The 13390-nt window shown below is 70.8% G+C and carries 14 protein-coding genes; 7 read left to right on the top strand and 7 right to left on the bottom strand.

Annotated features, from left to right (window positions below; genetic code table 11):
* The first annotated feature begins 258 nt into the window (after positions 1-258).
* The 5 genes from acs (at position 259) to LJ657_RS16825 (ending at position 5735) form a co-directional block, all read left to right on the top strand.
* A complete protein-coding gene (gene acs, locus LJ657_RS16845) occupies positions 259-2259 on the top strand; it encodes an acetate--CoA ligase (protein ID WP_232649424.1) in 2001 nt (666 codons plus the stop codon).
* A gap of 159 nt (positions 2260-2418) precedes the next feature.
* Positions 2419-3855, top strand: a complete 1437-nt coding sequence (gene nhaA / locus LJ657_RS16840) for a Na+/H+ antiporter NhaA (RefSeq protein WP_232649555.1) — start codon at positions 2419-2421, stop codon at positions 3853-3855.
* Positions 3856-3895: 40 nt separating this feature from the next.
* Positions 3896-4399, top strand: coding sequence for a phage holin family protein (locus LJ657_RS16835; protein WP_232649423.1), 504 nt, complete (start codon positions 3896-3898; stop codon positions 4397-4399).
* The gene (locus LJ657_RS16830) at positions 4396-5364 is read left to right on the top strand and encodes an alpha/beta fold hydrolase (RefSeq protein ID WP_232649422.1); all 969 of its coding nucleotides are present in this window, start codon (positions 4396-4398) and stop codon (positions 5362-5364) included. The genes LJ657_RS16835 and LJ657_RS16830 overlap by 4 nt, the downstream gene beginning before the upstream one ends.
* Positions 5365-5552: 188 nt before the next feature.
* Complete coding sequence (locus LJ657_RS16825) at positions 5553-5735, top strand: hypothetical protein (protein WP_232649421.1); 183 nt, start codon at positions 5553-5555, stop codon at positions 5733-5735.
* Positions 5736-5764: 29 nt separating this feature from the next.
* Here the strand turns inward: LJ657_RS16825 and LJ657_RS16820 are convergent, their stop codons facing one another.
* From LJ657_RS16820 to nth, 3 genes are all read right to left on the bottom strand, one after another.
* A complete protein-coding gene (locus LJ657_RS16820; protein ID WP_232649420.1) occupies positions 5765-6964 on the bottom strand; it encodes a MarP family serine protease in 1200 nt (399 codons plus the stop codon).
* Between the two features lie 113 nt (positions 6965-7077).
* Positions 7078-7782, bottom strand: a complete 705-nt coding sequence (locus tag LJ657_RS16815; protein ID WP_232649419.1) for an NUDIX hydrolase — start codon at positions 7780-7782, stop codon at positions 7078-7080.
* A 79-nt stretch (positions 7783-7861) separates the two neighbouring features.
* Entirely contained in the window at positions 7862-8821 is a 960-nt protein-coding gene (nth, locus tag LJ657_RS16810) for an endonuclease III (RefSeq protein ID WP_232649418.1), read from the bottom strand.
* A gap of 318 nt (positions 8822-9139) precedes the next feature.
* Between nth and LJ657_RS16805 the strand changes: the two genes are divergently transcribed.
* Both LJ657_RS16805 and LJ657_RS16800 read left to right on the top strand, forming a co-directional pair.
* Positions 9140-9814, top strand: a complete 675-nt coding sequence (locus tag LJ657_RS16805) for a Crp/Fnr family transcriptional regulator (protein ID WP_030942386.1) — start codon at positions 9140-9142, stop codon at positions 9812-9814.
* 85 nt (positions 9815-9899) lie between these two features.
* Positions 9900-10727, top strand: coding sequence for a nucleotidyltransferase domain-containing protein (locus tag LJ657_RS16800; protein ID WP_232649417.1), 828 nt, complete (start codon positions 9900-9902; stop codon positions 10725-10727).
* On the opposite strand, the gene LJ657_RS16795 is transcribed toward LJ657_RS16800, so the two are convergent.
* The 4 genes from LJ657_RS16795 to sp36 form a co-directional block, all read right to left on the bottom strand.
* Positions 10724-11554, bottom strand: coding sequence for an MBL fold metallo-hydrolase (locus LJ657_RS16795; RefSeq protein ID WP_232649416.1), 831 nt, complete (start codon positions 11552-11554; stop codon positions 10724-10726). The two genes, LJ657_RS16800 and LJ657_RS16795, sit on opposite strands and share 4 nt — an antisense overlap.
* A 175-nt stretch (positions 11555-11729) precedes the next feature.
* Positions 11730-12647: an NUDIX hydrolase gene (locus LJ657_RS16790; protein WP_232649415.1), complete on the bottom strand. Its 918-nt coding sequence runs from the start codon at positions 12645-12647 to the stop codon at positions 11730-11732.
* A 59-nt stretch (positions 12648-12706) separates the two neighbouring features.
* Complete coding sequence (locus LJ657_RS16785; RefSeq protein WP_232649414.1) at positions 12707-13171, bottom strand: RidA family protein; 465 nt, start codon at positions 13169-13171, stop codon at positions 12707-12709.
* A complete protein-coding gene (sp36, locus tag LJ657_RS16780; RefSeq protein ID WP_003967454.1) occupies positions 13168-13326 on the bottom strand; it encodes a Sp36 family protein in 159 nt (52 codons plus the stop codon). Before sp36 ends, LJ657_RS16785 begins: the two co-directional genes overlap by 4 nt.
* Between the last annotated feature and the right edge of the window lie 64 nt (positions 13327-13390).

Genomic DNA, 13390 nt, shown 5'->3' with positions numbered 1-13390 from the left:
GTGCGGCTCCGACCGGGGCGGGTCGCACACCCGTGGCGCGTCCGGCACCGGGCCGCCCCGACACGCCCGGGCCGCAAAAGACGTGACCGTCTCCGTGCAGCACCGATGCACTGGGCCGTGAGAGGCGTTACACCTGCTGAACTCCGCCCCGCCGGCGTCCGTGGGTACGGATGACTCCGGGCGTCTCAGCACCCCACCCACAGGTCTAAACCAATTTACGGTCGGCCCTTGTCATCGGCCCCCCGGGTCTGATGAGCTGTGGCCTGGGACACAACGGACACCCTGGGAAAGGGAGATGTCGTGAGCAACGAAAGCCTGGCCAACCTCTTGAAGGAGGAGCGACGCTTCGCGCCGCCGGCTGACCTGGCCGCCAACGCCAACGTCACGGCAGAGGCGTACGAACAGGCCAAGGCTGACAGGCTCGGCTTCTGGGCCGAGCAGGCCCGGCGGCTGAGCTGGGCCAAGGAACCGACCGAGACGCTGGACTGGTCGAACCCGCCGTTCGCCAAGTGGTTCAAGGACGGCGAACTCAACGTCGCGTACAACTGCGTCGACCGTCATGTGGAGGCCGGCCACGGCGACCGGGTCGCCATCCACTTCGAGGGCGAGCCGGGCGACAGCCGCGCCCTCACGTACGCGGAGCTGAAGGACGAGGTCTCCAAGGCCGCGAACGCCCTGCTGGAGCTGGGTGTTCAGGCAGGCGACCGGGTCGCCGTCTACATGCCGATGATCCCGGAGACGGCGATCGCGATGCTCGCGTGCGCCCGCATCGGCGCCGCGCACTCGGTCGTCTTCGGCGGCTTCTCGGCGGACGCGCTCGCCACCCGCATCCAGGACGCGGACGCGAAGGTCGTCATCACCTCCGACGGCGGATACCGGCGCGGCAAGCCGTCCGCGCTCAAGCCGGCCGTCGACGACGCCGTCGCGCGCGTGGACAACGTGGAGCACGTGCTCGTGGTCCGCCGTACCGGCCAGGAGGTCGCCTGGTCCGAGGGCCGCGACGTGTGGTGGCACGAGATCGTCGAGCGGCAGTCGGCGGAGCACACCCCGGAGCCGTTCAACGCCGAGCATCCGCTGTTCATCCTGTACACGTCCGGTACGACGGGTAAGCCGAAGGGCATCCTGCACACCTCCGGCGGCTACCTCACCCAGACCGCGTACACCCACCACGCCGTCTTCGACCTCAAGCCGGAGACCGACGTCTACTGGTGCACGGCCGACGTCGGCTGGGTGACCGGGCACTCGTACATCGTCTACGGGCCGCTGGCCAACGGCGCGACCCAGGTCATGTACGAGGGCACGCCGGACACTCCGCACCAGGGCCGCTTCTGGGAGATCATCCAGAAGTACGGGGTGACGATCCTGTACACGGCGCCGACGGCGATCCGTACTTTCATGAAGTGGGGCGACGACATCCCCGCGAAGTTCGACCTCAGCAGCCTGCGGGTGCTGGGCTCGGTGGGTGAGCCGATCAACCCCGAGGCCTGGATCTGGTACCGCAAGAACATCGGCGCCGACCTGACCCCGATCGTGGACACCTGGTGGCAGACCGAGACCGGCGCGATGATGATCTCGCCGCTGCCGGGCGTCACCGAGACCAAGCCCGGTTCCGCCCAGACCCCGCTGCCCGGCATCTCCGCGACCGTCGTCGACGACGAGGCGAACGAGGTGCCCGACGGCGGCGGCGGTTACCTGGTGCTCACCGAGCCGTGGCCGTCCATGCTGCGCACCATCTGGGGCGACGACCAGCGGTTCCTCGACACGTACTGGTCGCGGTTCGAGGGCAAGTACTTCGCCGGTGACGGCGCGAAGAAGGACGACGACGGCGACATCTGGCTGCTGGGCCGCGTGGACGACGTCATGCTCGTCTCCGGGCACAACATCTCCACCACCGAGGTCGAGTCCGCGCTCGTCTCGCACCCGTCGGTCGCCGAGGCGGCCGTCGTCGGCGCGGCGGACGAGACGACGGGCCAGGCGATCGTCGCCTTCGTGATCCTGCGCGGCACGGCGAACGCCGAGGACGAGGGCCTCGTCGCCGACCTGCGCAACCACGTGGGCGCCACCCTCGGCCCGATCGCCAAGCCGAAGAGGGTCCTGCCGGTGGCGGAGCTGCCGAAGACCCGGTCCGGCAAGATCATGCGGCGCCTGCTGCGGGACGTCGCCGAGAACCGCCAGCTCGGTGACGTGACGACGCTGACGGACTCGACGGTCATGGACCTCATCCAGGCGAAGCTCCCGGCGGCGCCCAGCGAGGACTGAGGTTTCCCCAGCTCCGAAGGGGCGCCCGGCGCGAGAACGCGCCGGGCGCCCCTTTTAGGTAAACTAAGCAAAGCCCCATAACAGCGTGACCCTCAAGGTGTGCCGGGAAGTCTGGTCGGCAAGCAGCACTCCCCTGCCCACCGACCGGAGGTCCCCGTCTTGTCCCCGCCCCGCACCCCCAGCCCCCGCAAGGTTCTCGGACGTCTGTCCCTGCCCGAGCGGACCTTCGTCGCGGAGGCGCTGCGCACCGAGACAGTCGGCGGTGTGCTGCTGCTCGTGGCCGCGATCACGGCGCTGATCTGGGCGAACATACCCGCGCTGCACGGCAGCTACGAGAGCGTCAGCCACTTCCAGTTCGGCCCCGAGGCCCTCGGCCTGCATCTGTCGGTCGCGCACTGGGCCGCCGACGGACTCCTCGCGGTCTTCTTCTTCGTCGCCGGCATCGAGCTCAAGCGTGAGCTGGTCGCCGGTGATCTCCGGGATCCCAGGGCGGCCGCGCTGCCGGTCGTCGCGGCCCTGTGCGGAATGGCCGTACCGGCGCTCGTCTACACCCTCACCAACCTGAGCGGCGGCGGCTCGCTGCACGGCTGGGCGGTCCCCACCGCCACCGACATCGCGTTCGCGCTGGCCGTGCTGGCCGTCATCGGTACGTCGCTGCCGAGCGCCCTGCGCGCCTTCCTGCTGACCCTCGCGGTCGTCGACGACCTCTTCGCGATCCTGATCATCGCGGTCTTCTTCACGGACACCATCAATTTCGCCGCGCTGGGCGGCGCGGTCGTGGGCCTCGCCGTCTTCTGGCTGCTGCTGAGGAAGGGCGTGCGCGGGTGGTACGTGTACGTCCCGCTCGCGCTGGTCATCTGGGCGCTGATGTACAACAGCGGCGTCCACGCGACGATCGCGGGCGTGGCGATGGGCCTGATGCTGCGCTGCCACCGCCACGAGGGCGAGTCGCACTCCCCCGGCGAGCACATCGAGCACCTGGTACGTCCCCTGTCAGCCGGCCTCGCCGTGCCCCTCTTCGCCCTGTTCAGCGCCGGTGTCGCCATCTCGGGCGGCACGCTCGGCGACGTGTTCACGAAGCCGGAGACGCTGGGTGTCGTCCTCGGGCTCGTCGTCGGCAAGGCGCTCGGGATCTTCGGCGGTACCTGGCTGACGGCCCGTTTCACCCGGGCCTCGCTCAGCGACGACCTCGCCTGGGCGGACGTGTTCGCGGTGGCGACGCTGGCCGGTATCGGCTTCACCGTGTCGCTGCTGATCGGCGAACTCGCCTTCGACGGAAACGCCGTGCTGACGGACGAGGTCAAGGCCGCCGTGCTGACGGGCTCCCTCGTCGCTGCGACCCTGGCGACGGTGCTGCTGAAGATCCGGAACGCCAAGTACCGCAGGCTGTGCGAGGTCGAGGAGCGCGACGAGGACCTCGACGGCATCCCGGACATCTACGAGGAGGACGACCCGGCGTACCACCTGCGGATGGCCGCGATCTACGAGAACAAGGCCGCCGAGCACCGCCGGACCGCCGAACGGAAGGCCGCCGAACGACGCGCGCTTGCCGAAGTGCCGGGCGGGGCAGGCGACGAGGACGGCCGTCCGGCATGATCTGACGAGACGGTACAAAAAGAGAGTGAGGGAGACCGCGATGAGCGCACCCGACGGCAGCCCGGTCGGCGCCGAACGCAGCATCGGCCAGCTGTTCGCCTCCGCGACGACCGAGATGTCGGCGCTGGTGCATGACGAGATCGCACTGGCCAAGGCGCAGCTCAAGCAGGACGTCAAGCGCGGCGCGACGAGCGGCGGCGCGTTCTCGGTGGCCGCCATGGTCCTGGTGTTCTCCCTGCCGATGCTCAACTTCGCGCTGGCGTACGGCATCCGGACCTGGAGCGACTGGAACCTCGCGATCTGCTTCCTGCTGTCGTTCGCGGCGAACGTGCTGGTCGCGGTCGTCCTCGTGCTGATCGGCGTGGTCTTCGCGAAGAAGGCGAAGAAGGGCAAGGGCCCGCAGAAGGTCGCGGCGTCGATGAAGGAGACCGCAGGGGTCCTCCAGAAGGCCAAGCCGCACCCGCGGCCGGAGCAGCCGGAGACCGCGGCGCTCGAGGACCGGGCCCCCGCGGCCATCGAGGCTGTGGCACGCTCGTCCTCATGACGGGCTCCTCCCCCTCTTCGGGGCAATCACCTTCGGCGCAACCCACCTCGGTCGTACGGCCGGACGCCCTGCCCGACGGGACAAAGGTGACCCATCGGGAGGTGGCCGCCAACGGCGCCCGCTTCCACATCGCCGAGGCCGGCGACGGGCCGCTGGTGCTGCTGCTGCACGGTTTCCCGCAGTTCTGGTGGACCTGGCGGCACCAGCTGACCGCGCTGTCCGACGCGGGTTTCCGGGCCGTCGCCATGGACCTGCGCGGCGTCGGCGGCAGCGACCGCACCCCGCGCGGCTACGACCCCGCGAACCTCGCCCTCGACATCACCGGCGTGATCCGCTCCCTGGGCGAGCCGGACGCCGCGCTGGTCGGCCACGACCTGGGCGGATATCTGGCGTGGACGGCGGCCGTGATGCGCCCGAAGCTGGTCCGGCGGCTCGCGGTCGCCTCGATGCCGCATCCCCGGCGCTGGCGCTCCGCGATGCTCTCGGACGTCAAGCAGACCCGCGCGGGCTCGTACATCTGGGGGTTCCAGCGCCCCTGGATCCCCGAGCGGCAGCTCACCGCCGACGACGGCGCCCTCGTCGCCGAGCTGATCCGGGAGTGGTCCGGGCCCAACCCGCCGGACGACGAGACGGTGGAGACGTACCGTCGCGCGATGTGCATCCCGTCGACGGCGCACTGCTCGGTCGAGCCGTACCGCTGGATGGTCCGCTCCATGGCCCGCCCGGACGGCATCCAGTTCAACCGCCGTATGAAGCGCCCCCTCCGGGTGCCGACCCTCCACCTGCACGGCTCGCTCGACCCTGTGATGCGGACGCGGAGCGCGGCCGGCTCCGGCGAGTACGTCGAAGCGCCGTACCGCTGGCGGCTGTTCGACGGACTGGGGCACTTCCCGCACGAGGAGGACCCGGTCGCCTTCTCGGCCGAGCTGGTCAACTGGCTCAAGGATCCCGAACCTGACCGGTGACACGCGCACTTTCTGCACAGAACTGGTCAATTGGCCGGAAGGCCCCGAGCCCGGTCGGTGACCGAGCCGATGCGCCCGGTATCCGGATCTGAACGTGTGTCCTACGAACAGCCAATTGCCTGGCGCATAGGCCAATTGGGGGCTCAGGGGGCGGTTATCGACCTTGGGGCGGGGGCAGACGTCCGGGTATGGGCTGGACGCACGACTACAGTGACGCAGCACGCAATCGCCGCTCGGCCAGTGGCCTGAGCCCCCACCAGCGAGGCGGTGCACCGCAGATGGCGGGCACAGACCTCAGGGTGGGCATTCCGCGCATTCTGCGCCGCCGGGCCCGCTGGGTCTCGGTACGCCTGCGCCATCCCCGGGGCTGACGCGCCCCTCAGTTTCCCCGAACGGCAGCTCACAGCGCGCAGCTGTCGCTGTCCACCTGCTGGTTCGCGGTACGCCCCTTGGTGATGTCCTCCTGGATCTCGTCCGCGGTGAGGGCGTACCCCGTGTCGGCGTCGTCGAGGGACTTCGCGAACACCACGCCGTACACATTCCCCTTGGCCGTGAGCAGCGGACCGCCGGAGTTGCCCTGGCGGACGGTCGTGTACAGCGAGTAGACGTCTCGGCGGACGGTGCCGCGGTGGTAGATGTCCGGGCCGTTGGCCGGGAGGCGGCCACGCACGCGTGCGGCCCGTACGTCGTACGCTCCGTTCTCCGGGAAGCCCGCGATGATCGCGCCGTCGCCGCTGCGGGCGTCCGTGGTCGTGAACTTCAGGGCGGGCGCCTTGAGATCGGGCACGTCGAGTACGGCGATGTCGCGGTGCCAGTCGTAGAGGACGACCTTCGCGTCGTACTTCCTGCCCTCGCCGCCTATCTGGACGGTGGGCTCGTCGACGCCTCCGACCACGTGCGCGTTGGTCATGACGCGGCGGTCGCCGAAGACGAAGCCGCTGCCCTCCAGGACCTTGCCGCAGCTCTGGGCGGTGCCCATGACCTTGACGATGGAGCGCTTCGCGCGGGTGACGACGGGGCTGTTCGCGAGGGCCGGGTCGGGAGGACGGACATCGTTGATCGGCTCGTTCGAGAACGGGCTGAAGACCTGCGGGAAGCCGTTCTGCGCGAGGACCGAGGAGAAGTCCGCGAACCAGGTGTCGGCCTGGTCGGGAAGGGCCCGGGCGACGCCGAGGAGCACCTTGGAGCCGCGGACCTCCTTGCCGAGGGTCGGCAGCGTCGTGCCGGCCAGGGCCGAGCCGATCAGCCAGGCCACCAGGAGCATCGCCACGACGTTGACCAGGGCGCCGCCGGTCGCGTCCAGGGCGCGGGCCGGGGACCAGGTGATGTAGCGGCGCAGCTTGTTGCCGAGATGGGTGGTCAGGGCCTGGCCGACGGAGGCGCAGACGATGACGACCACCACCGCGACGACGGCGGCGGTCGTGCTCACCTCGGCGTTGTCGGTCAGCGCGTCCCAGATGACGGGCAGGGTGTAGACGGCGACGAGACCGCCGCCCAGGAATCCGATCACCGACAGGATTCCGACGACGAACCCCTGGCGATAGCCCACGATCGCGAACCACACGGCGGCGACCAGCAACAGGATGTCCAGCACGTTCACCGGTTCGAGCCTCGCCTCATCACTCTGCGGTCACCTCAGGTCGGCCGGGGGGCCGGCGCGTCGGTGACCGATCACAGTGTCCCCCGGGAAGACACAGCACGGCAGACACCCTGTCATGACCGCCAGTCGAGCGGGACCTGCTTCTCCCGGTCCCAGGGCCGCTCCCAGCCCGCGTAGTGGAACAGACGGTCGATGATTCCGGCCGTGAAGCCCCAGACCAGGGCCGATTCGACCAGAAATGCCGGACCTCGGTGGCCGCTGGGGTGGACGGTGGTGGCCCGGTTGCCGGGATCCGTGAGATCCGCCACGGGGACGGTGAAGACCCGGGCCGTCTCGTTCGGATCGACGACCCCGACCGGGCTCGGCTCGCGCCACCAGCCCAGCACCGGGGTCACCACGAAGCCGCTCACCGGGATGTACAGCCTGGGCAACACGCCGAAGAGCTGCACACCCGAGGGGTCGAGTCCGGTCTCCTCCTCGGCCTCGCGGAGAGCGGCCCGCAGTGGCCCGTCGGCCTTCGGGTCGCCGTCCTCGGGGTCGAGGGCGCCGCCGGGGAAGGACGGCTGCCCGGCGTGCGACCTGAGCGAACTCGCCCGCTCCATCAGCAGCAGCTCGGGGCCGCGCTCGCCCTCGCCGAAAAGGATCAGTACGGCGGACTGCCGCCCCGCCCCGTTCTCCGGTGGCAGGAAGCGGCTCAGTTGCAGCGGCTGCACCGTCTCCACGGCCCGCACCACCGGGTCCAGCCACTCGGGCAGCCCCTCCTTGCTGAGCACCACCGGACCACCCTGCGTATTGCTCGCGTTACTCGCGCGCGTCATCGCCACCCCCGTCCTGACGTGTCCAACGCCCCGAAGGCCCGAGATCGTTCCTGGACCCGGGGCTTTGCCGTGCCGCCCGTCATCCGGCCCCCAGCGGCGGCGCCGGCTTGCCGCCCGCGTCCAGGTACGACTGCGGGGGCTTGAGGCGCTGGCCGGGGAAGCCGCCCTTCTCGTACTTGAGCAGCTTCTTCGCCTTGTCCGGGTCCGTCTCGCCCTCGCCGTACGCCGGGCAGAGCGGGGCGATGGGGCAGGCGCCGCAGGCGGGCTTGCGGGCATGGCAGATGCGCCGGCCGTGGAAGATCACGTGGTGCGAGAGCATCGTCCAGTCGCCCTTGGGGAAGAGCGCGCCGACGGCCGCCTCGATCTTGTCCGGATCGGTCTGGTCCGTCCACTGCCAGCGCCGCACCAGCCGCTGGAAGTGCGTGTCCACGGTGATGCCGGGCCGCCCGAACGCGTTCCCGAGCACGACGAAGGCGGTCTTGCGGCCCACACCGGGCAGCTTGACCAGGTCTTCGAGCCGGCCGGGGACCTCCCCGCCGAACTGCTCCACCAGCGCCTTCGACAGGCCCATGACGGACTTGGTCTTGGCCCGGAAGAAACCGGTGGGGCGGAGGATCTCCTCGACCTCCTCCGGGTCGGCGGCGGCCAGGTCCTCCGGGGTCGGGTACTTGGCGAACAGCCCAGGTGTCGTCTGGTTGACCCTGAGGTCGGTGGTCTGGGCGGACAGCACCGTGGCGACCACCAGCTGGAACGGGTTCTCGAAGTCCAGCTCCGGGTGGGCGTACGGATACACCTCGGCGAGCTCGCGGTCGATGCGGCGGGCACGGCGGACCAGGGCGGTGCGCGACTCGTTCTTCGGCGGCTTGGCGACGGACTTCGCGGGAGGGGCGCCCTCGACCGCGGCGGACGCCTTCTTGGGCGCGACGGCCGCTTTCCTGACGGCCGCGGTCTTTTTCACGGCCGTCTTTTTCACCGCGGCCTTCTTCACGGCAGCCTTCTTCACCGCGGCGGCCTTCTTGACCGGTGCGCCTTTTGTCACTTTTGCCGGTTTCTTTCCGCCACCGGAGTTCTGTTCGCCCACAGCGGAATCACGACGTACAACCACCCGCCCAGCCCCCTTGGCCTGTGCTCTCACCGGCGATTTGGACACCCGGCCAGCCTAAAGCCCGGCACTGACATCCGCCCCGGACCCGGGAGATCGGCCCCCAATTGGACCCCTGCCGCTTACCTCGGGACATGTGTGCGGCATCCTTGTGACAGATCACACTGTTTGGACGGTCCGGCAAAATGGGGAGCACGGTCCCCTGGTACCAAGGGGGAGCAAGATCCCCTGAGCAGGTCGACAAGGAGAGAACTCGTGGACGACGTTCTGCGGCGGAACCCGCTCTTCGCGGCGCTCGACGACGAGCAGGCCGCGGAGCTCCGCGCCTCCATGAGCGAGGTGACCCTCGCGCGCGGCGACGCGCTCTTCCACGAGGGCGACCCCGGTGACCGGCTCTACGTCGTCACCGAGGGCAAGGTGAAGCTCCACCGCACCTCCCCCGACGGCCGCGAGAACATGCTCGCCGTCGTCGGCCCCAGCGAGCTGATCGGTGAGCTGTCGCTCTTCGACCCCGGCCCGCGCACCGCCACGGCCACCGCGCTGACCGAGGTCAAGATGCTCGGTCTCGGCCACGGCGACCTGCAGCCCTGGCTGAGCGCCCGCCCCGAGGTGGCCGGCGCCCTGCTGCGCGCCGTCGCCCGCCGGCTGCGCAAGACCAACGACGCGATGTCCGACCTGGTCTTCTCCGACGTTCCCGGCCGCGTCGCCCGTGCCCTGCTGGACCTCTCCCGCCGCTTCGGCGTGCAGTCCGAGGAGGGCATCCACGTCGTCCACGACCTCACGCAGGAGGAGCTGGCCCAGCTGGTCGGCGCGTCCCGCGAGACGGTCAACAAGGCGCTGGCGGACTTCGCGCAGCGTGGGTGGCTCCGCCTTGAGGCGCGTGCCGTGATCCTGCTGGACGTGGAGCGGCTCGCCAAGCGTTCACGCTGAGGCAGCCGGGGGCTCCGCCCTCGGACCCCCGATCGGCCTGAACGGCCTCGTCCTCAAACGCCGGACAGGCTGGTGCAGTGACCTCATGTCCGAAAACGCGAGCTCCAGAGGCCTCGACCCCCAGGGCTACATCGCGCGCGAAGGCTCCCTCGCGCGCGTGCCGCACGCCTTTCGGGCCGTCGTCGCCGCCGCGCGCGACCGGCTGCTCGAGGTGTTCGGCGCCCGGTTGGACAGCGCGTACCTCTACGGGTCCGTTCCACGCGGCAACGCGCGCGTGGGGCGCAGTGATCTGGATCTGCTGGTCGCCCTGCGGGAGGAGCCCACGGACGCGGACCGGGAGGCCACCCGGGCGCTCGGAGAGGCCGTAGACAAGGAGTTCCCGCAGATCGACGGCGTCGGCACGCTGCTGTACAGCCGGGCGCGGCTGCTGAGCGAGCTGGAGACGTACGACCTGGGTTGGTTCGCGGCCTGTCTGTGCACTCCGCTGCTGGGGGAGGACCTCGCCGAGTACCTGCCGCGCTACCGCCCCGACTCCCTGCTCGCCCGCGAGACCAACGGGGACCTCGCGCTGCTGCTGCCCCGCTGGCGGCAGCGGATCGCGGAAGCCGAGGACACGGACCAGGCCCGGCGGCCGCTCGTGCGGTTCATGTCCCGGCATCTCGTCCGGACCGGATTCACGCTCGTGATGCCCCGCTGGAACGGCTGGACCAGCGATCTCGCGGAGATGGCCGAGGCTTTCGGCGCGTACTACCCGGAACGGGCCGGGCAGCTGCGCGCCGCGGCCGCCCTCGGGTACGAGCCGGACGGCGATCCCGCCGTACTGCGCTCGTACGTCGACGACCTCGGGCCATGGCTCGCCGAGGAGTACGCGCGCGTGCACGGCATCAAGGCGCCGCGCCCGGACAGGGCCTAGATGAGTCCGTGCTCCTCCAGGTAGTCCAGCTGCGCCCGCACCGACAGTTCCGCCGCCGGCCACAGGGACCGGTCCACGTCCGCGTACACGTGCGCCACCACCTCGGACGGCGCGCGGTGGCCGTCCTCGACCGCCGTCTCCACCTGGGCGAGGCGGTGGGCGCGGTGGGCCAGGTAGAACTCGACGGCTCCCTGGGCGTCCTCCAGGACGGGCCCATGGCCCGGCAGGACCGTGTGGACGCCGTCGTCGACCGTCAGCGACCGCAGCCGTCGTAGCGAGTCCAGATAGTCGCCGAGGCGGCCGTCGGGGTGCGCCACGACGGTCGTGCCTCGGCCGAGGACGGTGTCGCCCGTCAGGACGGCCCGGTCGGCCGGGAGATGGAAGCAGAGGGAGTCCGAGGTGTGGCCGGGGGTCGGTACGACCCTCAGCTCCAGTCCGCCCGCCGTGACGACGTCCCCGGCCGCGAGCCCCTCGTCGCCCAGCCGCAGCGCCGGGTCCAGGGCCCGTACCTTGGTTGCGGTCAGCTCGGCGAAGCGGGCGGCGCCCTCCGCGTGGTCCGGGTGGCCGTGGGTCAGCAGGGTGAGCGCGATGCGCTTGCCGGCCTTCTCGGCCGTGTCCACGACATTGCGCAGATGCCCTTCGTCCAGGGGGCCGGGGTCGACGACGACGGCCAGGTCGGAGTCGGGCTCGGAGAGGATCCAGGTGTTCGTGCCGTCGAGGGTCATCGCCGAGGCGTTGGGCGCCAGGACATTGACGGCCCGGGCGGTGGCGGGGCCGGTGAGAACCCCGCCCCGCGGCTGTCCGGGAAGGGCTGCTGCGTCGGTCATGCGGTGTTCTCTTCCGTCGGCGTCGTCGGTCCGTCGAGTCGTCGGCCGGAGGCCGGCGCAGCACTCCGCAGTGCCCGACATGCCGCTCCCGCGGCGTGACTGCGCAGCGGTGCGAGCGGCCAACGAGGGATGGGGCCCCCGCCCCGCGGCCGGCCCGGAAGGGCTGCTGGGTCCGTCATGCGGAGGCTCCACCGGTCGGAAGGTCGGTAGGGCTGCTGGTCGGGCGGCTGGTCGGGCCGTCGGTCGGGATGTGCTTCGTGAACTCGTCGTGGCCCGGCCAGGACAGCACGATCTCGCCGTCCTTCAGCCGGGCAGTTGCCAGGACGGGGGTGAGGTCGCGGCCAGGGGCCGCGGCGAGCGCGTCGGCGGCCGTGGCACAGGGGGCCAGCTGGCGCAGGGTCGCGATGGTGGGCGGCATCATCGTCAGCTCGCCCTTGTCGTACGAGGCCGCCGCGTCCCCGGGGCGGATCCACACCGTGCGGTCGGCCTCCGTGGAGGCGTTGCGGGTGCGCTGGCCGTGCGGGAGTGCGGCCACGAAGAACCAGGTGTCGTAGCGCCTGGATTCGAACTCAGGGGTGATCCAGCGGGTCCAGGCCCCGAGGAGGTCCGAGCGCAGCACCAGGCCGCGACGGTCCAGGAACTCGGCGAAGGAGAACTCGCGGGCGGCCACCGCCGCACGGTCGGCCTCCCAGTCCTCGCCCGTCGTGTCGCCGACCACGGAGTCGGGGGACGGTCCGGCGAGCAGGACGCCCGCCTCCTCGTACGTCTCGCGCACGGCCGCGCAGACGATCGCCTGGGCGGACGCCTCGTCGACCCCGAGCCTTTGCGCCCACCACGCGCGCGTGGGACCCGCCCAGCGGACGTGGTGCTCGTCGTCGCGGGGGTCGACGCCGCCGCCCGGATACGCGTACGCGCCTCCGGCGAAGGCCATGGAGGCGCGTCTGCGCAGCATGTGCACGGCGGGGCCGCGGTCGGCGTCCTTCAGGAGCATGACGGTGGCCGCGCGCTTCGGGACGACCGGGGTGAGCGTGCCGTCCGCGAGCCCGCGGATGCGTTCCGGCCAGTCCTGCGGAAACCACTGCCCATTCGCCATGGGCGGAGGCTATCCCGTGGTGCGCGAATGTTCGAGAGGTCCCCGAGGTCAGAGCGCCGCTACGGGACGAGCTCGACCTGGATCTCGACCTCGACCGGTGCGTCCAGCGGCAGCACCGCGACGCCGACGGCACTGCGTGCGTGCACGCCCTTGTCGCCGAGGACCTCGCCGAGCAGTTCGCTGGCACCGTTCACCACGCCGGGCTGCCCGGTGAAGTCCGCGGCCGAGGCGACGAAGCCCACGACCTTCACCACGCGCGCGATGCGGTCCAGGTCGCCGGTGACGGACTTGACGGCGGCCAGGGCGTTCAGCGCGCAGGTGCGGGCGAGCTCCTTGGCCTCCCCGGGCGTGACCTCCGCGCCGACCTTTCCGGTGACGGGCAGCTTGCCCTCAACCATCGGGAGCTGTCCGGACGTGTAGACGTAGGAGCCGGACTGCACGGCCGGCTGGTACGCGGCCAGCGGCGGTACGACGTCGGGCAGGGTCAGGCCGAGCTCGGCGAGCTTCGCCTCCACGGCGCTCATGCCTTCTCCCGCTTCAGGTAGGCCACCAGCTGCTCGGGGTTGTTCGGCCCGGGCACGACCTGGACGAGCTCCCAGCCGTCCTCGCCCCAGGTGTCCAGAATCTGCTTCGTGGCGTGGACGAGCAGTGGCACGGTTGCGTATTCCCACTTGGTCATGTGGCCGACTTTAGCCGCTGCCCACCCACCACCCGCCGTCGCGTTATCCACAGGCTGTCGCGTG

The organism is Streptomyces guryensis (assembly GCF_021261325.1).
Lineage (GTDB): Bacteria > Actinomycetota > Actinomycetes > Streptomycetales > Streptomycetaceae > Streptomyces > Streptomyces guryensis.
The sequence above is the reverse complement of the archived record's forward strand: the minus strand, read 5'-3'. Positions and strand labels throughout refer to the sequence as shown.